General features: G+C 62.4%; 21 protein-coding genes, 1 pseudogene and 1 riboswitch. Of the genes and pseudogenes, 15 read left to right on the top strand and 7 right to left on the bottom strand.

Annotated features, from left to right (window positions below):
* Nucleotides 1–52: 52 nt before the first annotated feature.
* Nucleotides 53–3,445 carry an Ig-like domain-containing protein gene (locus NY023_RS14355; protein ID WP_044047050.1) on the bottom strand — a complete coding sequence of 1,131 codons (3,393 nt, stop codon included), beginning with the start codon at nt 3,443–3,445 and terminating at the stop codon, nt 53–55.
* Nucleotides 3,446–3,670: 225 nt separating this feature from the next.
* A riboswitch (TPP riboswitch) is annotated at nt 3,671–3,785 on the top strand.
* 80 nt (nt 3,786–3,865) lie between these two features.
* Between NY023_RS14355 and NY023_RS14350 the strand changes: the two genes are divergently transcribed.
* The 5 genes from NY023_RS14350 (at nt 3,866) to NY023_RS14330 (ending at nt 8,072) form a co-directional block, all read left to right on the top strand.
* A complete protein-coding gene (locus NY023_RS14350) occupies nt 3,866–4,513 on the top strand; it encodes a TenA family protein (RefSeq protein WP_024087147.1) in 648 nt (215 codons plus the stop codon).
* Entirely contained in the window at nt 4,510–5,172 is a 663-nt protein-coding gene (tenA, locus tag NY023_RS14345; RefSeq protein ID WP_013972655.1) for a thiaminase II, read from the top strand. The genes NY023_RS14350 and tenA overlap by 4 nt, the downstream gene beginning before the upstream one ends.
* A gap of 223 nt (nt 5,173–5,395) precedes the next feature.
* Nucleotides 5,396–6,637 (top strand): cytosine deaminase, encoded by a 1,242-nt coding sequence (gene codA, locus NY023_RS14340; RefSeq protein WP_013972654.1) that lies wholly within the window; start codon nt 5,396–5,398, stop codon nt 6,635–6,637.
* Between the two features lie 228 nt (nt 6,638–6,865).
* Nucleotides 6,866–7,846 (top strand): DNA-binding protein, encoded by a 981-nt coding sequence (locus NY023_RS14335; protein WP_023661657.1) that lies wholly within the window; start codon nt 6,866–6,868, stop codon nt 7,844–7,846.
* Nucleotides 7,847–7,901: 55 nt separating this feature from the next.
* Nucleotides 7,902–8,072: a DUF6021 family protein gene (locus NY023_RS14330; protein ID WP_230397094.1), complete on the top strand. Its 171-nt coding sequence runs from the start codon at nt 7,902–7,904 to the stop codon at nt 8,070–8,072.
* 108 nt (nt 8,073–8,180) lie between these two features.
* On the opposite strand, the gene NY023_RS14325 is transcribed toward NY023_RS14330, so the two are convergent.
* Together NY023_RS14325 and NY023_RS14320 are read right to left on the bottom strand one after the other, a co-directional pair.
* Nucleotides 8,181–8,432 (bottom strand): hypothetical protein, encoded by a 252-nt coding sequence (locus NY023_RS14325; protein WP_013972652.1) that lies wholly within the window; start codon nt 8,430–8,432, stop codon nt 8,181–8,183.
* A gap of 8 nt (nt 8,433–8,440) precedes the next feature.
* A complete protein-coding gene (locus NY023_RS14320) occupies nt 8,441–8,941 on the bottom strand; it encodes a DUF4142 domain-containing protein (protein ID WP_013972651.1) in 501 nt (166 codons plus the stop codon).
* A 152-nt stretch (nt 8,942–9,093) separates the two neighbouring features.
* Between NY023_RS14320 and NY023_RS14315 the strand changes: the two genes are divergently transcribed.
* On the top strand, nt 9,094–10,662 hold the full coding sequence (locus NY023_RS14315) for a sensor domain-containing diguanylate cyclase (RefSeq protein WP_038409652.1): 1,569 nt from the start codon (nt 9,094–9,096) through the stop codon (nt 10,660–10,662).
* A gap of 118 nt (nt 10,663–10,780) precedes the next feature.
* On the opposite strand, the gene NY023_RS14310 is transcribed toward NY023_RS14315, so the two are convergent.
* The 3 genes from NY023_RS14310 to NY023_RS14300 all read right to left on the bottom strand — a co-directional run bounded on the left by NY023_RS14310 (nt 10,781) and on the right by NY023_RS14300 (nt 13,215).
* Nucleotides 10,781–11,728, bottom strand: coding sequence for an IS110 family transposase (locus NY023_RS14310; protein ID WP_038408539.1), 948 nt, complete (start codon nt 11,726–11,728; stop codon nt 10,781–10,783).
* Nucleotides 11,729–11,974: 246 nt separating this feature from the next.
* The gene (locus NY023_RS14305; protein WP_024087144.1) at nt 11,975–12,484 is read right to left on the bottom strand and encodes a GNAT family N-acetyltransferase; all 510 of its coding nucleotides are present in this window, start codon (nt 12,482–12,484) and stop codon (nt 11,975–11,977) included.
* 17 nt (nt 12,485–12,501) lie between these two features.
* Nucleotides 12,502–13,215 carry an MgtC/SapB family protein gene (locus NY023_RS14300; RefSeq protein ID WP_013972648.1) on the bottom strand — a complete coding sequence of 238 codons (714 nt, stop codon included), beginning with the start codon at nt 13,213–13,215 and terminating at the stop codon, nt 12,502–12,504.
* A gap of 396 nt (nt 13,216–13,611) precedes the next feature.
* On the opposite strand from NY023_RS14300, the gene NY023_RS14295 reads away from it, so the two are divergent.
* The gene (locus NY023_RS14295) at nt 13,612–14,079 is read left to right on the top strand and encodes a sterol desaturase family protein (RefSeq protein WP_013972647.1); all 468 of its coding nucleotides are present in this window, start codon (nt 13,612–13,614) and stop codon (nt 14,077–14,079) included.
* A 348-nt stretch (nt 14,080–14,427) separates the two neighbouring features.
* Complete coding sequence (locus tag NY023_RS14290; protein ID WP_013970314.1) at nt 14,428–15,381, top strand: IS110 family transposase; 954 nt, start codon at nt 14,428–14,430, stop codon at nt 15,379–15,381.
* A gap of 38 nt (nt 15,382–15,419) precedes the next feature.
* Here NY023_RS14290 and NY023_RS14285 read toward each other — a convergent pair whose 3' ends face one another.
* Entirely contained in the window at nt 15,420–16,313 is an 894-nt protein-coding gene (locus NY023_RS14285; protein WP_023661652.1) for a bile acid:sodium symporter family protein, read from the bottom strand.
* Nucleotides 16,314–16,497: 184 nt separating this feature from the next.
* Here NY023_RS14285 and NY023_RS14280 point away from each other — a divergent pair, with 184 nt between their 5' ends.
* From NY023_RS14280 to NY023_RS14250, 7 genes and pseudogenes are all read left to right on the top strand, one after another.
* Entirely contained in the window at nt 16,498–17,361 is an 864-nt protein-coding gene (locus NY023_RS14280; protein WP_013972645.1) for a Dyp-type peroxidase, read from the top strand.
* Nucleotides 17,362–17,450: 89 nt separating this feature from the next.
* A complete protein-coding gene (locus NY023_RS14275) occupies nt 17,451–18,359 on the top strand; it encodes an aldo/keto reductase (RefSeq protein ID WP_044047049.1) in 909 nt (302 codons plus the stop codon).
* Nucleotides 18,360–18,363: 4 nt separating this feature from the next.
* Nucleotides 18,364–19,647 (top strand): NTP/NDP exchange transporter, encoded by a 1,284-nt coding sequence (locus tag NY023_RS14270; RefSeq protein ID WP_013972643.1) that lies wholly within the window; start codon nt 18,364–18,366, stop codon nt 19,645–19,647.
* A gap of 205 nt (nt 19,648–19,852) precedes the next feature.
* Nucleotides 19,853–19,972, top strand: a pseudogene (locus NY023_RS14265) (general stress protein); the annotation flags it as partial.
* Nucleotides 19,973–20,032: 60 nt separating this feature from the next.
* Nucleotides 20,033–20,230, top strand: coding sequence for a hypothetical protein (locus NY023_RS14260; protein WP_023661558.1), 198 nt, complete (start codon nt 20,033–20,035; stop codon nt 20,228–20,230).
* A 21-nt stretch (nt 20,231–20,251) separates the two neighbouring features.
* Nucleotides 20,252–21,586 (top strand): iron-containing redox enzyme family protein, encoded by a 1,335-nt coding sequence (locus tag NY023_RS14255; protein ID WP_044047048.1) that lies wholly within the window; start codon nt 20,252–20,254, stop codon nt 21,584–21,586.
* A complete protein-coding gene (locus NY023_RS14250) occupies nt 21,586–22,539 on the top strand; it encodes a N5-glutamine methyltransferase family protein (RefSeq protein WP_013972641.1) in 954 nt (317 codons plus the stop codon). Before NY023_RS14255 ends, NY023_RS14250 begins: the two co-directional genes overlap by 1 nt.
* Nucleotides 22,540–22,545: the final 6 nt, after the last annotated feature.

The raw sequence follows: 22,545 nt of genomic DNA, 5'->3' as shown, positions 1-22,545 counted from the left end.
GGTGGGAGCTGGCTTGCCAGCGATGGGCCGCACAGCGGCCCCCGCTTTTCGGTTACCTGATGCTGACCGGCGCCGTCACGCTCTGCCCCAGCGCCGATTTCACGGTCACGGTCGCCGGTGTGGCCGGGCCGCTGCCGGTGGTTGTGGTCGACAAGCGCCAACGGGCGCCGCTGGTAGTGGTACTCAGCGTGGCCGTACCCAGCAGCAGAGGGCCACTGGTGGTTGCCGCAGTCACGGTGATGCTGTTGCCGGTGGCCACCGTGGTGGTGCCCGAAATGTCCCAGGTAAAGCGGTTGCCGCTGCGCACCTGCACCGTGGCACTGGTGACCTGGATCTGGTCGACCGCCGCTGCCGGGCTCACCGCAATGCTGACCGTGGCCGGGGCCACCGATTCGGCGCCCTTGGCGTCACGAGCCGTGTAGTTGAAGCTGGCGGTGAACGCTGTGGTTACCGTGGCCGGTGGGACGTAGGTGACCGTGCTGCCGTCGGTACTGGTAGTGCCCTGGCCGGAGTCCGGCTGGCTGAGGCCGACTACGGTCAACGGCAGGTTGTTTTCCGGGTCGGTGTCGTTGGCCAGCACGTTCAAGGTGATCTGCTTGCCGGCCGTGGTAGCCGCGCTGTCGTTGGCCGCAACCGGCGGTTTGTTGGTCGGCTCGTCGTTATCATGGCCTTCGGTGCGGAAGGTCGGCAGCCCAACCGAAGCCACGTACTCCACGCCATCCCAACCCGGTAGTGGGGTCGGCATCACCTGGAACTGGCCTGGGTGTTCCAGGTCCCAGCGCAGCAGCATCGACGAGTCTTCATGCTGGGTGTTGTGGCAATGTTCCATGTAGGTACCGGCGAATTCGCGGAAGCGGATGGCCATTTCCACCTCTTTGGACGAGTCGGTATCCGGACCTATGCGATACACGTCCTTGCGTGCCCATTTTTCCCATTCTGGCGGGGCCTTGCCGTCGCGACTGAGGATCACCCCTTCCTCGAAGTGCACATGCACCGGGTGACTCCAGCCATTGCCACCATTGATGATCTTCCATACTTCCAGGGTACCGTCGCCGCTGAAACCGCCGTCGGTAGACTGCTGGGTCAACTGTGGCGCCGCGTTGATGCGACGTGGGTCCATGGAGTAGCCAAAGCTGCCATCTGTCTTGATGGTCCAGGGCTGGGTGTCGGTACCGTCCGAGCGGCCGAAGATGAACTCGCGATGGCGGGCATCCTTGAGCTTGGCCTGGTCGGTGGCCGAATTACGGTCTATCGGCAGCGGCAGCATTTTCAGGCCTTCGGCCTTGCCCGGCTTGGCCGGTTCATAGGCAACCGGGTCCATGCTCAGGTCCTGGCCGCTGTAGGGCTGAACCACGAACTGCATGAACTTGCCGATCGCCGGGTCGCCGTTGTCCCACTCAGGCCCGTTGCTGGTCTGCTTGATCACCGCCTTGTATTTTTCCGACAGCACATCGGCCAGGGCAATGGCACCCTCCGGGCCCTTGCCGCTCTGATGTTCCTCCAGGTTGACAAGGTACAGCTTGTCGCCGACCTTGATGCCGTGTTTGGCGAAGTTGATGATGATGTCGTAGCGTTCGGCGATACCCTGCAGCGGCAGGACGCCGTTGTTGTCCTGCAGGTTGCCGTCACCGTTGAGGTCCATGGTGCCGTCGAACGGCACGGTGTGTTCCATGATGTTGCCGTCGTTGGCGATCATGTGGAACGGTACCCGCGCGTATGAAAGGTTGGAGCCGGTAGGGCCTTTGAACTCGCCGCTGTTGCCGGCGATCTCCCGCACGACGGCAAGCTTCAGGTAGCGCGACACCGAGCCATTGAGGATACGGAAGCGGTAGCTGCGCGCGCGTACCTTGAGCGTTGGCCGGTACTGCCAGTTGACCAGGATCTGGTCGCCGAGGAAGCCATCGGTGTTGAACGGGTTGAACCACAGCTGGCCGTTGGCATCCCAGGCCTTGTCGGCGATCACCAGGTTGACGTCGTAGTCGCGGTTACCCCACGGCATGCCCGAGCCACTGGGGAAACGCAGGTTGACGCCATCCTGCAGGGCCTCGTTGCCGCGGTCCAGGGCGCTGTAGTAGTTCATCATCACGGCGTTGCCTTTGTAGACGTTCTGCGCCGTGAAATCCAGCATGTGGTCGTGGAACCAGTGGGTGCTCATGGTTTCGCGCCAGTCACCACGAATCTTGATGCTGCCGTTCTGGCAGGTTTTCAGGCCTGGCGAGGCGTCATTGACGAACAGGGTTTCACCCGGTGAGCAGGGGAACGCCGCACGCGGGTCCTGGGCGCGGGTGTTGATGGTGTCGTAGCCGGCCAGCTGCAACGGCCAACGGTAGTCGTAATACTGGCCGGGGAAGAAGTAGGCATTGGCATAGCCGTCGCTCTCGGCCGGCGAATGGCCGTTGTGCTCGTGGGTGGAGAGGGTGTGCAGACCAAAGCCGTTGTTAGCTGCAGGGTCGATCGGCAGGGCGTTGTAATGGCGCATCAGGATCGGCTGGCCATAGCGCACCATCAGCAGCTTGGGCGGGAAGGTGCCGTCGAAGGTCCATAGCGACTTGTGGTTTTGCAGCGGCATCTTCGGGTGGAAGCGGGTGTCGATGCCCTTGGTGGTGCCCAGTGTGTTCGGGATATCGGAAGTCTGGTAGTACAGGCCGCCCGGGGCGAACTCGCCAACTGCATAGTTGTGCAGTTGCTTGCGGTCACGCAGGCCGAGGTTGATGCGCGCACCGGCCTGGGCGGTCTTGAACCCCGCCTGCGGGTAGAACTCGTTCCAGCGCTGGTGCGACCAGCCTTTTCCTGGTGGCCGGCCTTCCGCAGGCGAACCGACCGGTTGGCGGTTGAGGAACATCTCGATCTGCGCCTTCCATGGGTTGCGGTCGAGCACGTTGGAATACTGGGTCGGGAAGGGGTACAGGCCCGGCTGTTTGAGGAAGGCTTCCAGGGCTGTACCGCTGGGGCCGCTGCGGGCCACCACGTTGGGGTCCTGCGCTGGTGCCGCGCCCAGGGTCGGCACCGGGAAGGTCAGAGTGGGCGGCGGCAGCGTGGGGTCGAGCCTTTCCGTGCCGAATTCCTCGAATAGCAGTAACTGCTGGGTAAACGGCAACGCGCCGAACAGCGGGCTTGGCTTGCCATTGGTGGGGTATTTTTCCCCGGTTTGCAGGGCCGGTGGCAACACGTTGTTTGCGCTTACCGTGTTGCGGTCACCGTACACGCCATCGGTCAGTTCGAGTGAGCCTTGATTCGCCTCTGGCATGCTATAGAGGTCCAGCAAGGGCTGGGTCGGGTCAGCCGGCTGATCAGTGTAGGCCGACGGGTCGGTCGGCGGGGGCATGCTGTTGTCGTCCATGGGCGCCGCTGTCGCCGTGACCAGCCCAAGGCCGAGCATCAGCGTAGCGACGGTGGACAGCTGGAATGCATGCCTTGCAGGGTGGATCATGGCAGGTGTTTTCATTGCCTTGCGCCTCGTTTGCGCCGTCATGGCTATTTGCCCGTTTCCGGGGCTGGAGCAACGGGTGTGCCAACCCAAATACGAGGAATATGTTTCTAAATAAATCCTTGTGGCGCCTGATGCGCGCTAAATGCCACGGCGTCAAAAATGGGTGAGGGCCCCCACTAGTGGGTCACCCATTGCCCACAGATTGGGTGGTGACAGCTTCGGCGCCCTGGGGTATACCTGAGCGCCACCAAGGGGAGCCCGGGAACGGGCTGAGAAACCGCTGGATGCTGCAGCGCGGTGACCCTTCGAACCTGATCCGGATCATGCCGGCGAAGGGATGGGACTTTGAAACCTGCCTTTTTGCCGGCCTCACTGCGAGGCCCGTCCATGCCAATCACCGCGGTCTCGCTGTCACCCCCCATCAAGGACAGCAACATGACCGAACGCTTCAGCCAGTCCCTGCGCCGCCGCAGCGAGCCGACCTGGTCGGCGGCCGTTGGCCACCGCTTCGTCACCCAATTGTGCGACGGCAGCCTGCCGGACCCGATCATGGTCGACTACCTGGTGCAGGACCACCGCTTCCTCGACAGCTTCCTGACCCTGCTGGGCGCGGCCATCGCCACCGCCGACACCTTCGAGGCGCGCCTGCGCTTCGGGCGCTTTGCCGGGATGATCTCCAGTGACGAGAACACCTACTTCCTGCGCGCCTTCGAGGCCTTGGGGGTAAGCCCCGCACAACGCAGCGAACCAGCCGACACCGTCCCAACCGCAGGCTTCAAGGCGATCATGCGCGAAGCGGCGGCCACCCGGTCCTATGCGGCCGCGCTGGCGGTGCTCAACGTCGCCGAAGGCCTGTACCTGGACTGGGCGTTGAAGGCGCCAAAGCCGATGCCGGACAACTTCGTCCACGCTGAATGGATCACCCTGCATGACAACCCGGCATTCCAGGACTTCGTTGCCTTCCTGCAAGCCGAACTCGACCGCGTCGGCCCGCAGGACGCCGTGCTGGCGGGTGACTTCTACCAGCGCACCGTGGCGCTGGAGCTGGCCTTCTTCGATGCCGTCTACCCGGAGGACAAATGAGCATGGATATCTTCGACCGCCTCAAGGCTGCCGCCACGCCGCAGTGGAACAGCTACGTCGACCACGAATTCGTGCGCCAGATGGGCGAGGGTACGTTGAGCGAAGCCGCCTTCCGCACCTACCTGGTACAGGATTACCTGTTCCTCATCCAGTTCGCCCGCGCCTGGGCACTGGCTGCCTACAAGAGCCGTCGACCGGCCGACATCCGCGCCGCGCAGGCCGGGCTGGCGGCGATTCTGGATGAAACCGAGCTGCACTTGCGCCTGTGCGCGCGCTGGGGCCTGACCCAGGCTGATATCGAGGCCGCGCCCGAACACCAGGCCACGGTTGCCTATACCCGCTATGTGCTGGACTGCGGTGCCGCGGGTGACCTGCTGGAGTTGCATGTGGCGCTGGCGCCTTGCGTGATCGGTTATGCCGAGATTGGCCGGGCGTTGTCCGAGCGCATTGGCGATCTGAGCAATCACCCGTACCGCGAGTGGATCGCCGAGTATGCCGGCGAGGGCTACCAGGGTGTCGCCACAGCGGCGCGCAAGCATCTGGACGAGCTGGCAGCGCGGAGCATGACCGAGCAACGGTTTGCCGAGCTGGTGGAGATCTTCGGCCAGGCGTCCAGCCTGGAGGCGGACTTCTGGCAGATGGGGTTGGCTAGCCAATAGCGCACTGCATGGCCCTGCGCGGACTCTTGTAGGAGCGGCCTTGTGTCGCGAAAGGGCTGCGAAGCAGCCCCAGCAATTTGTGCTTCTGCGCTGAAATCCTGGGGCTGCTTCGCAGCCCTTTCGCGACACAAGGCCGCTCCTACAAAGGTCCGCGCTAACCGGGCAGATGAGATTTAGGCCAATATGCTGGTAGGGCCACCCGCAAAGCCCAGGGAGAAGCATCATGAACATCATCAACGCACGCCTGCGTGGCAAGCCTGGCCTGTTCCGCATCGAGCTCAGCGGCGAACGCATCGCCGCCATCTTGCCCCAGGCCGAAAGGGGGGCGGCGCGCGCTGCCGATGACCTGGATGCCGGGCAGAACCTGGTGGTGGCGCCCTTTATCGAACCGCACATCCACCTGGATGCCACGCTGACCGCCGGCGAGCCGCAGTGGAACATGAGCGGGACCCTGTTCGAAGGCATCGAGCGCTGGGCCGAGCGCAAGGCAATCACCACCCACGACGACATCAAGAGCCGCGCTAAGAAGGCCATCGGCATGCTGGTGGATCATGGCATCCAGCATGTGCGTACCCATGTCGATGTCACCGACCCCACCCTGACTGCGCTAAAGGCCATGGTCGAAGTGCGTGACGAAGTGCGCCACCTGCTCGACCTGCAGATCGTCGCCTTCCCCCAGGAGGGTATCGAGTCGTACGCCAACGGCCGGGCGCTGATGACCGAAGCGGTGGCCATCGGTGCCGACGTGGTCGGCGGCATTCCACACTTCGAGAACACCCGCGACCAGGGCGTGTCGTCGGTCAAGTTCCTGATGGACCTGGCCGAACGTACCGGCTGCCTGGTGGATGTGCATTGCGACGAGACCGACGACCCGCAGTCGCGCTTTCTCGAAGTGCTGGCCGAAGAGGCGCGGGTGCGCGACATGGGCGCCCGGGTGACAGCCAGCCATACCGTAGCCATGGGCTCGTACGACAATGCCTACTGCTACAAGCTGTTCCGCCTGCTCAAGCAGTCGGGTATCAATTTCGTATCTTGCCCGACCGAGAGCATTCACCTGCAAGGGCGTTTCGACAACTACCCGAAACGCCGCGGCGTCACCCGCGTGGCCGAACTCGACCGGGCCGGGATGAACGTGTGCTTTGGCCAGGATTCCATCGTCGACCCTTGGTACCCGCTGGGCAATGGCAACATCCTGCGTATTCTGGAGGCCGGCCTGCACATCTGCCACATGCTTGGCTACGAAGACCTGCAGCGCTGCCTGGACCTGATCACCGACAACAGCGCCCGCACCCTGAACCTGGGCGAGCGTTACGGCATCGAAGTGGGGCGGCCGGCCAACCTGTTGCTGCTGTCTGCGCCGGACGATTACGAAATGGTGCGCAGTCAGGGGCATGCGCTGGTGTCGGTACGCAACGGCAAGGTGCTCATGCGTAGAACACCTGCCAGGGTTGAACACTACAGCTGACGCTCCCTGCTTCAGCATTCTGCAGCGCCCCGCCGGCTTGAAGCCGAGCGGGGCGCTTTGCTGTCTGGCGTACTGGTTTATCCCCGCGCACAGCTCCCAGGAACCATTCACATGCGATAAGCCGTGATTATTCCACCATAGGAAATGTTTGCTCGGGCAATGGCTTGCCTTCATAATCGGTATGTAATTACATGGTACATAACACGGTACAAAATCGTAGGAGCAAGCATGGCCCGGGGCGGTATAAACAAGGTTGTAGTGCAGCAGGCACGTCAGGCGCTGATTGCCCGGGGCGAGAACCCCAGCATCGATGCGATACGTATCGAGCTGGGCAACACCGGCTCCAAGACCACGATTCACCGCTACCTGAAAGAGTTGAACGGCCAGCAACCCGTGGCTTCCGAGGGTGGCATTGCGCTGAGTGACGTGCTGAGCCGAATGGTCGGGCAACTGGCAACCCAGTTGCAGGACGAGGCCGACCTGAAGATCGAGCAGGCGGAAAGCGCCTTCACACGACAGCGCGAACAGCTGGAGGCACAACTGGCCATTGCCCAGCAGGCACTGGCTGCGGCGCACCAACAGCATCAGATCGATGTGGCCGCACTGGCCGCCGAATCGGAAAAACTGCTTTCCACCCAAAGCACCCTGCAGGCCGAACAGCTGCGCAGTGCCAGCCTCAACCAGTCGCTGGGCGAGTTGCAGGTGCGCCTGGCCGACAAGGAGGAGCAGGTAAAATCACTGGAAGACAAGCACCGTCATGCCCGCGACGCGCTGGAGCACTACCGCAACGCCAGCCGCGAACAGCGTGAACAGGAGCAGCGCCGCCACGAAGCGCAGCTGCAACAGTTGCAGGTGGAGGTGCGTCAACTGCAGCAAGGCATGATCGTCAAGCAGGACGAGCTGACCCGCCTGCACCGCGACAACGAGCGCTTGCTGGGTGAGCATCGCCAGGCCGCCAGCGCCTGCAGGGCGCAGGACGAGTTGCTGGAGCAGCGTGATGCACAGATCCAGGGCTTGCGCACGATCCTGGCCCAGGCGCAGGGTGCAAGCGAGGAAATGCGTCGGCAGCTGGATGTGCAGGCACAGAGCCTCGAGGCCAGGCGCGACTTGTGCACGGAGCAGGCTCGTCAACTGCAGCAGCTCGAGGAGCAGCTGAAGCAACGTGATGAAGCGTTGGTTCAATGCCGAGCCCGGCTAGCTGTAGATTAATCAAACTTTTCCCGGCCGGTGGTTTCTTCCCTAGACACTCACCGGAGAAAGCCTCATGCCTGAACCACAACAGCCAGAAAAACATCCCCAAGGGCCCCATTCGTCCGAGAAGGCGAACAAACGCCAGGACTTGGGTTTCGACCCCGATTCGCCAGATGTGGAGGATCCGCAAGTCGACCCTCAAGGACCTGCCAAGCCACCGCGGGACGTCGAAAAATCCCCGTGAAGGTGGCATTTGTCGCTAAGGGCCGCTCAGCGGCCCCCGCGATCAACACGGTACTGCTTGGGGCACGCTGTCTCGAGGCCTTTGCCAGGCAAGCTACGCTCGCTTGACTCAGGACTCTGCCTGCCTGGCTGCCTCCACGCCCGCAGCCGAGAGTTTGATGGGGTAGTTCACACTGATCTGGTGGTCGCTGCTCACCGCAACGCTGCCATCCTGGATCAAACCGGCCTCCTGCAGCGTCTTGAGCATGCCGGCCACGGCTTTCTCGCCCCGGTAGTTGTCCAGCACTTCCTTGCCGAGCCCCTGGGGGTGAGCGTGCAACAGGCGAGTCAGCACTTCGGCTTTCAATGCATCGTTACTCATGGCGGGCCTCACTTGCCGTGTTTGGCCTGAAGCGCCTTGGCATGCTCCAGATGCTGTTCGAGCTTGGGCAGGGTTTCGCTGGCAAAGGCCTTCAATTCAGCCTTGTCGGAAGATGCGGCTTCCTTCTTGAACAACTCCACCGCCTTTTCGTGAGCGTCGACCTGGTTGTTGACGTAAGACTTGTCAAACGACTCCTCTCGCCATTCCAGGATCATTTTCTTGACCTTGTCGGTTATTGCCGCCTCATCGGGTACGGAGATGTCGAGCTTGCGAGCTATGTCGCCGAGTTTCTGATTGGCCTTGGTGTGGTCGCTGACCATCTGCTGGGCAAAGGTCTTGATTTCGGCATTCTGAGTTTTTTCCAGAGCCAGCTTGCCGGTGACCACTTCGGCAATACCGGCCTCGGTGGCCGCTTCGACGAAGTCATCGGAACTCGCCGCCATTGCCTGCACCGATGCCAAGCCCAACACCATGGAAAAACCGACACGCTTGATGAAGAGACTGCTCATGCTTCACTCCTTAAACCGTGGCGCGACCTCAGTGTCGCGTACGGTTGAGGGTGAATGGGGAGCAAAGGTTTAATCTTTTTCCTGGTCGGCTGCGCCCAGATGATGCTGAACTATAGTGAAACGCGGCGAACGCGGTAAGGCTAGGGATTTCAATGTGCGCAGCCAGGAAACAGGATGAGGACGGGCTCTTCGCGATAACCGGCGAGGGCCGGGCCGTGGCGCTGTTCCGCCTGGTACTCGCGTTCATGCTGGTGGTGATGCTCGCCTTCGTCGTGGTGGAAGGTTGGCGCATCTGGCGCGACTACCGGCACGCCTTCACCAATGCCGAGAACATGGTCTCCAATCTGGCCCGGGCCACGGCGCAGCATGCCGAAGATGCCATCCGCCAGGTCGACGCAATTACCGCGGCGCTGGCCGAGCGCCTGGAAGGCGACGGCTTCGAGCACATCGACCGGCCGCGCCTGCATACCTTGCTGGTCCAGCAGAAAAGCATCATGCCGCAGTTGCACGGGTTGTTCGTGTATGGCCCGGATGGCAGCTGGATCGTTACCGACCAGGCGGTAGTCCCGCCCAATGCCAACAATGCCGACCGCGACTACTTCATCTACCACCGCGAGCATACCGACCGCAGGGTTCACATCGGCTCGGTGGTGCGCAGCCGTTCTACTGGCGACCTGATCATCCCCATTTCGCGGCGCCTGCAATACGCCGATGGCAGCTTCGCCGGGGTGTTGCTGGGCACCATCAAGGTGGACTGGTTCGTACGCTACTACGGCGACTTCAAGATCGACGAACGCGGCGCGCTGGTACTGGCCAAGCGCGACGGCACTATCCTGGTACGGCGGCCGTTCGTCGAACAGGTGATTGGCCGCAGCCTTAGCAGCAGCGAGATCTTCCGCAAGCACCTGCCGCATGCAAGCGAAGGGGTGGCCGAGGCGGTCGCCGTGGTGGACGGTACGCCACGGCTGTATGGCTATCGCGCGCTGGCCAGCTACCCGTTGGTGGTGGAGGCCGGCTTGTCGCGGGAATCGATCGTCGCGCCCTGGCGGCACGATGCGATCAAGTCGGTGGCAGTGTTGCTGCTGTTGCTGGTGGGGCTGGCAGCGTTTGGTGGTGTGGTGTTGCGCCAGTTACGCGAGCGTATTGTCATCGAGCGGGCGCTGCACCAGGCACACCAGACCCTCAAGGCCCTGGCACTGACCGACAGCCTGACCGGCTTGGGTAACCGCAGGCGGCTGGACGCAGTGTTCGAGCCGGAGCTGCGTCGGGCACGACGCCAGGGCTACTCGCTGGCGCTGGTGATGCTCGACCTGGATTACTTCAAGGCCTACAACGACCGTTACGGGCACCCAGCGGGCGACCAGTGCCTGCGGCGCTTTGCCGAGGTGCTGCAGCAGGCACTGAAGCGGCCGGCCGACCTGGCTGTGCGCTATGGGGGCGAGGAGTTCACACTGCTGCTCCCCGATACCGATGCCCGCGGGGCGGAGCTGCTGGTGCAGGAAGTGCAACAGCTGTTGCGGCGTCAGATGCTGGAGCATGCAGGTAGCCCACTGGGGCGGGTGTCGTGCAGTGCGGGGATTGCCGTGGGTGACCTGGCGCGGGAGGGGGTGACGGCCGAGCGCCTGATGGCGGCAGCGGATGCGGCGCTGTACCAGGCCAAGCGCCGGGGGCGGGACGGGTATTGCCTGGCAGAACGTGCAGTGGTGGGCGTAGATGAATAAAGGCCCTTGGTTGCCTGTACCGGCCCCATCGCCGGCAAGCCAGCTCCCACAGGGGATAGCGCATGGCTCGAGGCCGATGCGGTCAAGGTGGGAGATTCTATGGTTTTAGGGAAGTTTTTTAAGCGGCTTTTGACCGATACTCATCTCCGCTTTTCAGTAGGGCAAATACTACTCGCGCCAATTTGCGTGCGAGCATGACAAGCGATGCTGTCGTGCTAAAACCACGTGCCAGGCGCTCTTCGTAGTACGATTTCCATACTGCCGTGCGGCATGCCGACATGGCTGCGTTGTGAAGGAGGCGTCGAGCTTCGGGGTCTCCTCGCTTCGTGAGCTTGGATTGCCCTTTTTTCTGCCCCGACTGCGCAATCCTCAGATCCATACCCAAAAAGGCGATAAACGCATCACCCCCGCTGAAGTTGCCACGCTGAAACGTCGCAGTCAGGCGTGCAGCCGTTAGAAAACCAATCCCCTCGACCTTCATGCAGCGCTTTACCTGAGGCATCAGTCCGGCCTTTTCCAGCAGACCCTTGATCATCTTCTCCACCAGCAGCTCAAGCCGCTGCATCGCACGCAGATGTGTCTTGAAGGCGGCTCTAAGTAGCGGTTCATTAGCCCATCCCTGAGACAGGCTGGTTCGTGCCTGGACCAGTCCCGCACGTCGCCGAAACAGGCTCAGAAGTTGTCGATAGATAGCCGGTGGCGGCGCCCAAGGCGTAAGGTCCTGTCCTTCGTTCTTCAGATAGCGGGCCAACAGCTGGGCATCAATTGCATCTGTCTTAGCGCGTACGTTGACGCCTTTGCGGTAATGGCTCAGGGCGTAACCATCTACCACGTAGATCGTATGCCCAAACTCAAAGGCCAGATCCGTAAACAGAACGTGATAGATGTTGGTCGCCTCGATGGCCACGGACATCGCACCCGAGAGGCCTTTGAGCCATTTCTTAATAGCTGCTTTGGTATTGGGGATTGCTATGAGCTCTGCTGATTCATCGTCCCAGATGACCAGTTCCGCTTTGGCCACATCCACGCCAATCAGCCGCTTTGAATCAGCAACCACCATTGCCATGAGCAACTCTCCTCGATAGTGTTGAAGCACTTGAAGGGTCACCCAGAGGCGCTGGCTTGTGTCTTTCGTCGGTCTGAGCCCGGAAGCATTCTTTATCGGCGCTTGGGTGAAAAGGGAGGAGGGGCGAGATCTCCCACGGTCTGTACTGCGCTAACAGTCAGAAGCTGGCTTTGTCCCTCCTCCTCCCTTCAAGTCTAACCATACAAGCTGGCTTGCCGGCGATGGGCTGCAAAGCGGCCCCGGGGTCTAAATATCTAAGCCAAGGCGCATCGCACAACGGCCCGCAAGCCCATGGGCACGCTCGTCCGCCAGAATCTGCTGCAAGCGTGCATCCAGCAGCCCCTCATCGATCACCTCGAACCCTAACCGCGCATAGAACGGCGCATTCCATGGCACATCGGTAAAGGTGGTCAAGGTCAGCTCCCGCGCCCCCGCATGGCGCGCCGCATCGACCACCTGCTGCAGCAGCTTGCGCCCGACACCTTGCCCCTGGGCCTCCCGGCGCACCGAAATTTCATGAAGATGCAGCGCCTGATCCACGAGCCGGGCACAGGCAAACCCCAGAATGCGCCCATCCGGCCCCTCGGCCACCCAGCTCCCGCCAGCTTCGACAAATGCCTGATGGGCGCCGCAGTCCATCACATCTCCTTGCGCCAGCCATGCCAGCGCCGGCCGGGCGGCAAAAGCCTGGGCCGCCGAGCGCTCGACGTCCGGGAGCCATTGAATGTCTTGCACGAGGGTAGGGCGAATGCGCATGAAGAAGTCCTTTCGTTCTAGTCTGCCGCCAGCACCTGCGGCTGCAATTGCCAGCGCACCGAGCTTACACCTTTCTCCAGGCTCACCCGGCTGACCAACCGTTCCAGTTGCGCTGGCGCCTGCGCGGTGCCGAGCAGTTCGGCGCGTACTTCCAGGCGTGCGGGGTTCGCCAGGTCTTCGCTGTGCAGTGACTGCAGGCGCAGCTGCGGGTCGCCCAGGCTGTGCAACATCAGGCTGCGGACCTGGATCTCGTCCTCGGCGCGGCAGACGATGCGCACCTCGAAGTGCTGCTCCACCTCGCTGGCCGGCACCACTTCCTGGCGGTCCAGGCGCTGGGCAATGTCGCGCAACAGGATGTTGGCACACAGCACCACCAGGCTACCCAGCGTCGCTTCCAGCAGCAGCCCGAGGCTGCACAGCACGCCGACTGCGGCCGTGCACCACAACGTGGCGGCAGTGTTCAGGCCACGTACGTTGAACCCGTCACGCATGATCACGCCGCCACCCAGAAAACCGATGCCCGATACCACGTACGCGGCGATACGCGACGCATCGGTGGGCGCCATGCCCGGCACCGCCTGGGTCATCAGCACGAACAGGCAGGCACCGGTGCTGACCAGTGCATTGGTGCGCAGCCCGGTCAGGCGCTGGCGCAGTTGACGTTCGGCACCGATCAGCGCCCCCAGCAGCAGGGCGATGCTGACACGCAGCAGAAATACTTTCCAATCCATAGCAAACCTCTTCCACGGGCACACGCCCGCAAGAACGCCATCAGCTGGCGCGGTTGAAAAACCAGAAAATGCGCAGGACCACGAAGGGGGAGGAAGAAGAGGGGGATTACAAGAAACCACCGTCTTGCCAGGCCGGCCAGACAGTGCAGGACACTGCCGGACTAGCGCGCCACGTGGGCCTGTCGCATGCGACTGGGGCTACTGTCCAATGCAGGTCTCCTGTTCAGGGATGCAAAATTGCGCCGCGGACGTTACGCCCCGTGGCAGGCCAGGTCAAGGGCAAAAACATGACAATGGCTTCATCCGCAAGGGCCCGCAACCGGTCACGGCTGCATGGAAAAAAACGCGGGCAATCGGTACCCTTGCGCCTTCCCTTGCCATCCCCCGGACCGTTCCATGCTGTTCAATCTCGCCGTACTGTTCGGCACCCTGGTGGCCATGGAGGGCGTTGGCACGCTGGCTCACAAGTACATCATGCATGGCTGGGGCTGGTGGTTGCACCGCTCGCACCATGAGCCGCAACTGGGCATGCTCGAAACCAATGACCTGTACCTGGTAGCCCTGGGGCTGATCGCCACGCTGCTGATGGCCCTGGGCAAGGGTGGTTTTGCGCCCTTGCAGTGGGTGGGTGGCGGCGTGGCGGGGTACGGCGTGCTGTATGTCGTGGCCCACGACGGGTTCTTTCATCGGCATTGGCCACGCAAGCCACGGCCGGTCAACCGCTACCTCAAGCGCCTGCACCGCGCACATCGGTTGCATCATGCGGTGAAGGGGAGAACGGGGAGTGTGTCGTTCGGGTTCTTCTATGCACCGCCTTTGAAGGTGTTGAAACAGCAGTTGCGGCACAAGCGCAGCCAGTTGTGACAGCGACTGGCAGAGCAGCCCACGATGATGCAACTGCACATGACTCATTGAGTCAGCAGGGACCCTGTGGGAGCGGCTTCAGCCGCGAACACCGGCGCAGCCGGTGCCATGCACCGAGTTGGATTCTTCGCGGGTAAACCCGCTTGTATGGTTAGACTTGAAGGGGTGGTGGGACTAAATGCCCGATTCTGACTGTTCACAGCAGTACAGACCGTGGGAGACATCGCCCCACCCCTTCCACCAAAGCGCCGATAAAGAATGCATCGTTTGCAAGCGACGATAGAAACAAGCCAGCGCCTCTTGGTGAAACCCCTTCAAGCCGAAAAACCATAACGTGAGGAGCGGCCCATGGCAATGCAGGTAGGTAAGTTGATCGTGGGTGCGGATGTCGCGAAAGCTGAGCTGGTTATCCACCACGATGATCGCGACGAGATCATCAGGCTCAAAAACTCCAAACTCGAGATCAGAAGGTGGCTCAAGCAACAACCCCTCAACACCGCTATCGCTGTTGAGGCGACCAACGTCTATCACTTGGACCTGGTTGAATTGGCCCACAGCCTAGGCTTCGAGGTCTATGTCATCGATGGTTTTCAATTGAGCAACTACCGGAAGAGTGTTGGGGGACGGGTTAAAACCGACCCCTCCGATGCTCGGTTGCTGTCCCGTTTTTTAAAAAATGAAGGCGAGGACCTTCGCCCTTGGAGCCCGCCTCCCGCTGTCTACGGCAAGCTTCAGAGCCTCTTGCGACGCAGAGCCGCCTTGGTGACTGCTCGTACTGCAATGACTCAGAGCTGGGCTAACGAAAGCCTTTTGAAAGCCGCCTTCGAAACTTTTGTGAAGTCGATAGATCGGCTGGATCAGTTGATTCAAAAGAAGATTAAAGAAGTACTGCGAGACGCTGGGCTGCAGGAACAAGTCGCTCGCTGCCAGGCAGTAGAGGGCATTGGTTTTCTCACCGCCGCAGCATTGGTGATGGCTTTTACAAGGGGCGAGTTCAAAAGCAGTGACTCGTACATTGCATTCCTAGGAATGGATTTACGAGTCAGTGATTCCGGACAGAAGAATGGGCGACGTCGCCTCACCAAGCGAGGTTGTTCAGAAATTCGTCGCTTATTGCACAACGCTGCGATGGCGGCCAGCAGATCGGCAGCCTGGAAAGGGCTTTACGAACAGCATCGGAGCAGTGGTAAAGCAACAACCCAAGCGTTGGTAATCCTGGCAAGAAAGCTCGCGCGGGTGGCATTCGCCCTGATGAAAAATCAGGACGAATACGTCACTAAAGGCGCGAAACTGGCTTGCTGAAAACCATAGAATCTCCCACAGGGTACGTGGAAAGGCCCTCAATTCACCGTTTCACCCTTGGGCTGCGCCACCACATGCCCGCGGCTCACCCACCAGCCAAACGCCGCCGCGGTGAAGAACATGATAAGGCTGTACAGCGCCGCCGGCACTGCCATGGTGGCGTTGTTCAGCAGCGAAGGGCTCAATGCCAGGGCAATCGCCAAGGTGCCGTTATGGATGCCGATCTCCATGCCGATCGCAATCGCCTGGCGCTTGGGAATGTTCAGCAGGCGCGGTACCCAGTAGCCCACGCTCAGGCTCAGCAGGTTGAACAGCAGCGCGGCCAGGCCCACCACCGGCGCGTAGGCAACCACGGTCTGCCAGTCCTTGGCCAGCGCCAGGACGATGGTGAACGCCAGGAACAACGCAGCCACCAGCTTCATCGGCTTCTCCATGCGCGCGGCGAAGGCGGGTGCAAAGCGGCGAACCAGCATGCCCAGCGCCACCGGCAGCAGGACGATGGCAAACACCTGCATCACCTTGGCAAACTGCAGCGGTATGGCCTGGTCCGATGCCATGAACCAGCTCAGCGACAGGTTCACCAACAGTGGCATGGTCAGGATCGCGATCAGCGAGTTGACTGCCGTCAGGGTGATATTCAATGCCACATCGCCATGGGCCAGGTGGCTGAACAGGTTGGCCGTGGTACCGCCCGGCGAGGCGGCCAGCAACATCAGCCCCACCGCCAGCGCCGACTCCAGGCCAAACCCGTTGGCGATCAGGAAGCACACCAGCGGCAGCAGCAGGATCTGGCAAACCAGGCCTACCACCACCGGCTTGGGGTACTTCACCACGCGGGCGAAGTCGGCCAGGGTCAGCGATAACCCGAGACCGAGCATGATGATGCCCAGGGCCAGCGGCAGAAAAGCGGTGAGCAAAGGGGAGGCGGTCATGGGCGGTCTCTCGGGCGAAGGATCCGGTGGAGTGTAGGTCGGCCCTGATTGATAGCTAATCGCAAAACGCCAGCCCTTGGTAACCGTTTGTTACCGAGCGCAGCGCCCAGCGAGGCTGTATGCCGCGTTGCAGCAGGCCCGCAGGCGCAGTAGCATTCCTGTTTTTACCGAGGATTAGCCTGTCATGCCGTTCCAGCAAGGTCTGCTTGCCACCCCGGTGCCGGCCCACGCCCGTCACCTGTTCTTCTCCCTGCAGTCGCCCGAGGCCCTGCCTGCCGCCCTGGATGCCTTGCTGCCGCAGGTCGATGGCGAACAGTTGATCCTGGGTGTCGGTGCCCCGCTGGCCAAGGCCCTGGGCCGTGACGTACCTGGCTTGCGCGCCTTCCCTCAGCTGGATGCTGCAGTGGAGAACCCCAGCACCCAACACGCCCTGTGGCTGTGGCTGCGTGGCGACGAGCGCGGTGACCTGCTGCTGCGGGCCCAGGCCCTTGAGCTGGCATTGGCTCCGGCCCTGCGCCTGGCCGACAGCGTCGATGGCTTCCTGCACCGTGGCGGCCATGACCTGACCGGCTATGAGGACGGCACCGAAAACCCGGTGGACGAAGAAGCCGTGCAGGCGGCAATTGGCGCCGATGGCTCCAGCTTTGCCGCGTTCCAGCTGTGGAAGCACGACCTGGAGTACTTCAAGTCGCTGCCCCAGGCTGACCAGGACAACATCATCGGCCGGCGCCTTAGCGACAACGAAGAGCTCGACGACGCCCCCGAGTCCGCCCACGTCAAGCGCACGGCCCAGGAAAGTTTCGAACCAGAAGCGTTCATGGTCCGTCGTTCGGTGGCCTGGGCAGACCAACGCGGCGCTGGCCTGGCCTTCGTGGCCCTGGGCCACAGCTTCGATGCGTTCGAGGTGCAGCTGCGGCGCATGAGCGGCCTGGAGGACGGCATCATCGACGGCCTGTACCGCTTCAGCCGGCCACTGACCGGTGGATACTACTGGTGTCCGCCGATGAGCGAGACGGGTGTCGACCTGAGCCTGTTGCTGCAAGCCTGATCGCTAAACATCCAGATACAGAAACACCGGACGCAGCCGGGGGCTGCGGCTAGCCTTGAAAGTTTCCGCTTCATGACGGGAGCTTTTCCATGTACGCACGTCGTGATGTCCTACGTGCGGGTGCCACTTTGGGCTTGCTGGCCGCCAGCCCCTGGTTGCACGCCGCTGCCCCGGCGGGTTTGCTGACCCGCCAAGTGCCGAGCACCGGTGAAGCGCTGCCGGCGATCGGCGCCGGTACCTCCGGCAGTTTCGAAGTGCAAGCCGGTTCTGCCCAGTACCAGCAGCTGAAAGTTGTACTGCAGGCGTTCTTCGAAGGCGGTGGCCGGGTTATCGACACCTCGCCCAACTACGGCGGCGCCGACAGCATTCTCGGCCAGCTGCTGGAAGAGGGCGGCTGGCACCGGCAATGCTTCATTGCCACCAAGATCGCCGCCGACAGCCGGGCAGACGCCGAAGCGCAATGGGCCGGCAGCCTCGCGAGCCTGCGCACCGACAAGGTCGACTTGCTGCAGATCCACAACCTGCGCGACTGGCAGACCCAGCTGCCTTATGCCCGCGAATTGAAGCAGCAGGGCAAGACCCGCTATGTCGGCATCACCCATTACCTGAACAGTGGCCAGGACGAGGTAGCCCGCATCGTGCGCAGCGAGCCGCTGGACTTCATCCAGATCAACTACTCGGTCAATGCCCCCGACGCCGCCCGCGAACTGCTGCCGCTGTGCCAGGACAAGGGCGTCGCCGTGCTGGTCAACCGGGCGTTCGACGATGGCCGCCTGTTCGCCCGGGTGAAGGACCAGGCCTTGCCCGGCTGGGCCGCAGAGGCGGGTGTCGGCAGCTGGGCGCAGCTGTTTCTCAAGTTCGCCATCAGTCACCCGGTGGTGACCACGGTCATCCCCGCGACCAGCCGGCCCGAGCGCCAACTTGACCAGCTCAAGGCCGGGCACGGGCCGTTGCTGACCCAGGCGCAGCAACAGGCGCTGATCAAGCAGTTTGCCTGACACCATGGCAGCCTGGCGGCGGCGCCTGGACCAGGGGCTGAACATCCAGCCCGGCGAAGGGCCGGCGGTGATCGCCGGTTTGCTGCTGTTCTACCTGTTGTTCACTGGCTATTTCATGCTGCGCCCGGTGCGCGAAACCATGGGCGTCGCCGGTGGCGTGGACAACCTGCAATGGCTGTTCACCGGCACTTTCGTCGCCACCCTGGCGTGCCTGCCGCTGTTTGGCTGGCTGGCCTCCAAGGTGCAGCGCCGGTACATCCTGCCCTGGACTTACGGCTTTTTTGCCAGCAACCTGCTGCTGTTCGCCATGCTGTTCGCCCGCAATCCGGAAGCTTCATGGGCGGCGCGGGCCTTCTACATCTGGTTGTCGGTGTTCAACCTGCTGAGCATCTCGCTGGCCTGGAGCGTGCTCGCCGACCTGTTTTCCACCGCACAAGGCAAGCGCCTGTTCGGCCTGCTGGCGGCCGGGGCCAGCCTGGGTGGGCTCAGCGGCCCCATCCTGGGCACGCTGCTGGTAGCGCCGCTGGGCCATGCCGGCTTGCTGGTGCTGGCCGCAGCGCTTCTTTTGGGCAGCATTGGCGCTACGTTGTACTTGCAACGCTGGCGAAAGCTCAACCCTCTACCGGCGCAAGCCGAGCGGGCGGATTCCCGGCCACTGGGCGGCAACCCGTTTGCCGGTGCCACTGCCGTACTGCGCTCGCCCTACCTGTTGGGCATTGCCCTGTTCGTGGTGTTGCTCGCCAGTGTCAGCACCTTCCTGTATTTCGAGCAGGCACGCATCGTCAGCGAAACCTTCACCGACCGTACCCGGCAAACCCAGGTGTTCGGCCTGATCGACAGCGTGGTACAGGCCCTGGCCATCCTCACCCAGGTGTTCCTCACCGGTCGCCTGGCCCGCCGGCTGGGGGTGGGCGTGCTGCTGGTGGCGGTGCCGCTGGTGATGGCTGCGGGCTTCCTGTGGCTGGCACTGGCCCCGATGTTCGCCGGGTTCGTGGTGGTGATGGTGGTGCGTCGGGCGGGTGAGTACGCGCTGGTGCGGCCGGGGCGGGAGATGCTGTTCACCGTGCTGCCCGTCGAGGACAAGTACAAGGCCAAGAACTTCATCGACACCGTGGTTTACCGCGGCGGTGATGCGTTGAGTGGTTGGCTCAAACGCGCGCTGGACGTGATGGGCGAGTATCCGCAACTGGCGATGTTGATCGGTACGTTGATTGCCTTGGGTTGGGCGCTGACCGGCGGGGTGCTGGGAAGGCGACAGGCACGCCTGGAAAGCACATCGCGCGACTGACAGGCGCGCCAAATATGCTGATGCCGCTTATTTAATGCCGCTGGTCCGAACGCTTCGCATTAAACCGAATCCGCCGAAATGACCGAACTCCCAACAGGTGTACGGCGGGTAATGCCGTGCATTCCGAAGTCATACGAGGTTTAAGACCATGGCCAACAAAGAGAACAGCCGCACCGGCAACCAGCAAGGCAGCCAGGGTGGCAACAAGAACCCGGGCAACTTTGCCAATGACCGCGAAAAAGCCTCCGAAGCTGGGCGCAAGGGCGGCCAGCAATCCGGTGGTGGCCGTACCAGCGAATCGGGCCGCAAGGGCGGCCGTTCGTAAGTGAGCCTACGCAGTGCCCGGGTGATCGGGCACTGCGATTCTGCACATGAGGAGAACCCCATGCGATTGATCCCCCTGATAGCGCTGGTGGGCACGCTTGGCTTGCTGGGTGGCTGTTTCGACCGGGACAACGACCACCCGGCAAAGGATGCCGACCAAAGCAAACCTTCGCTGCAGATGCAGCAACCCGGCGACAAACCCGCTACCCAACCGGCGCCGGCCCCTGAACCGATGCCCGGGCAGAAACCCAGCCAATAAAACGCGGACAAGGACTACGGCATGACGGTAATGACCCGCAAGACCGGCGCGGTGATACCGGCTTCGGCAACTGGGCCAAGCCTGAAGGAGCGTTACCACAAGCTGCTCGTGAGCCACGACACCACGAGCAAAGCCTGGCTGAGCGAACAATTGGCACGCGCGCAGCGTTTGCCGGATGACCTGCCTGCCGATCCTGCTCAGCTGGAAGCCTGGAGCGCTGGCCATGCAAGCCAGGTGGCCGAAGCCTATGCCGGTTACCTCGAACAACGCCGCCAAGGCGCACCTCGGCGCTACTTTGCCAACCGCGCCCAGGCGTTGTGGTTCCTGCAACAAGTGGCACCCACCAAGGCAGTGGACGGGGCATGGCTGCACAGCACCTTGCGCCACTGGGGCGATCCGCGCTATCACGGCCTGATTCGCACCTACCTGGAAGAACTGGGTGGCGGTGATCCGCGCTGCAACCATGTGCTGATCTACCAACGGCTGTTGAGCCGGCTGGGTTGCCTGGGCCTGACTGAACTGGACGACCAGCGTTACCTGCAAGGTGCCTTGCAGTTGGCATTGGGGCGCCATGGCGATGATTTTCTTCCCGAGCTGATCGGCTACAACCTGGGCTATGAACAACCACCGTTGCATTTGCTGATTACCACTTACGAACTGGCGGAAGTGGGCATCGATGGCCATTATTTCCAGCTTCATGTGACCATCGACAACGCGGCCAGCGGGCATGCGCATCTGTCCATCCAGGCGCTACGCCAACTCTGCCCGGTCGACGACGCTGGCCAGTTCTACCAGCGGGTGCGCAGCGGGTACCGCTTGAATGACCTGGGGCTTGATACACCCAGCCTGATCAGCAGCTTCGATCTTGAATCCGAGCTGCTGTCGGCATTGGAGCGCAAGCGCAATTTTGGCCAATTCATGCATTCCGACCATTGCCGCTTGCAAAAACGCACCGTCAACCAATGGCTGGCCGAGCCCGGTGCCATGCCCGCGTTTCTGCAAGCCTTGCAGGCACAGGGCTGGATCCGCCGTGGTGAAGCACCCGCCAACAGCCGCTGGTGGGGACTCATCGATGGCCCCTCGGCACCGATGTATGGCGTGTTCACGGCGTATGAAAAACAGCTATGGCACGACTGGATCGCTGCAGGCTTGCAAGCCCGCGGGCGTCGCGTGCTGCCCGGCAGCTGGGAGGTGAAGGTGGAATCGGATGATACGCTCGCGACTCCTGCCCCGGACGCCGATATCCAGACGTTGATCGACACGATGTCCGGTAACCGTCATGCGACACCGGAAGGGTTGCTGGCCACCCGGCGCTACTTGCGTGCTACCGGCCTGAATCAGGAGGTAACCCGCTGATGCTGCTCGATCCACAACAAATCCAGGCTGACCTGGCAATGCTGCAATTGGGCAGGCGCCTGCGCGCCGACGGCTACCGCTTCACCTGTGTCACCCCGGCAACCCATGCTCGCGTGAATGCGCGCCCGGAAGCCGGGCAAGCCAGGACAGTGCGCGATGTGTTCGGCTGGAGCCGCCCGTTCCGTTCGTCATTGGTTTCTGCCGATGAGCTGGACCAGATGCGGCGGGCCCAGGTGCTCAAGCAGCACGGAGAACTGCTGATCAGCACCGTGCGCTGGTCCACGATCGACGACCTGCTGCTGCTGCACTCTGCTTACCCCACCGAGGAAACCGACGCAGTGTTTCTCGGCCCCGACAGTTACCGTTTCGCCCAAGTGATTCACGATCACCTGCAACGCACCCCCAAGCGTGTCGAGCATGCCGTGGATATCGGGTGCGGCACGGGTGTCGGCGCCTTGCTGATCGCCCGCGCGGCGCCCCATGCCCAGGTCAGCGCCGTGGATATCAACCCGCTCGCGCTGCGTTATACCGCGATCAACGCGGCATTGGCGGGCTTGAGCAATGTTTCCGTGGAACCCAGTGACGTGCTCGACGGCATTACCGGGCTGTTCGACCTTATCGTTGCCAACCCGCCGTACATGCTGGATGCCTGCCAACGTACCTATCGGCATGGCGGTGGTTCGCTCGGCGCGCAGCTTTCGCTGCGTATCGTCGAGCAAGCTTGCGAGCGGCTCGGCTCGGGGGGCTCGCTATTGTTGTATACCGGCGTGGCGATAAGCGAAGGCCGTGATGCCTTGCTCGAAGCCATTCGCCTGCGCCTGGCAGGCCCGGAATGGTCCTGGGTGTATCGGGAAATCGACCCGGACGTGTTTGGCGAGCAACTGAACGAACCCGGTTACGAGCAGGTCGAGCGCATCGCCGCGGTGGTGCTCACAGTCACCCGCAACAGCTGAGGCAGC

Origin of the sequence: Pseudomonas sp. NBB, assembly GCF_032701105.1 — a bacterium.
Lineage (GTDB): Bacteria > Pseudomonadota > Gammaproteobacteria > Pseudomonadales > Pseudomonadaceae > Aquipseudomonas > Aquipseudomonas asiatica.
Note: the sequence above shows the minus strand (reverse complement) of the source record. Positions and strands in the feature narration are given on the sequence as shown.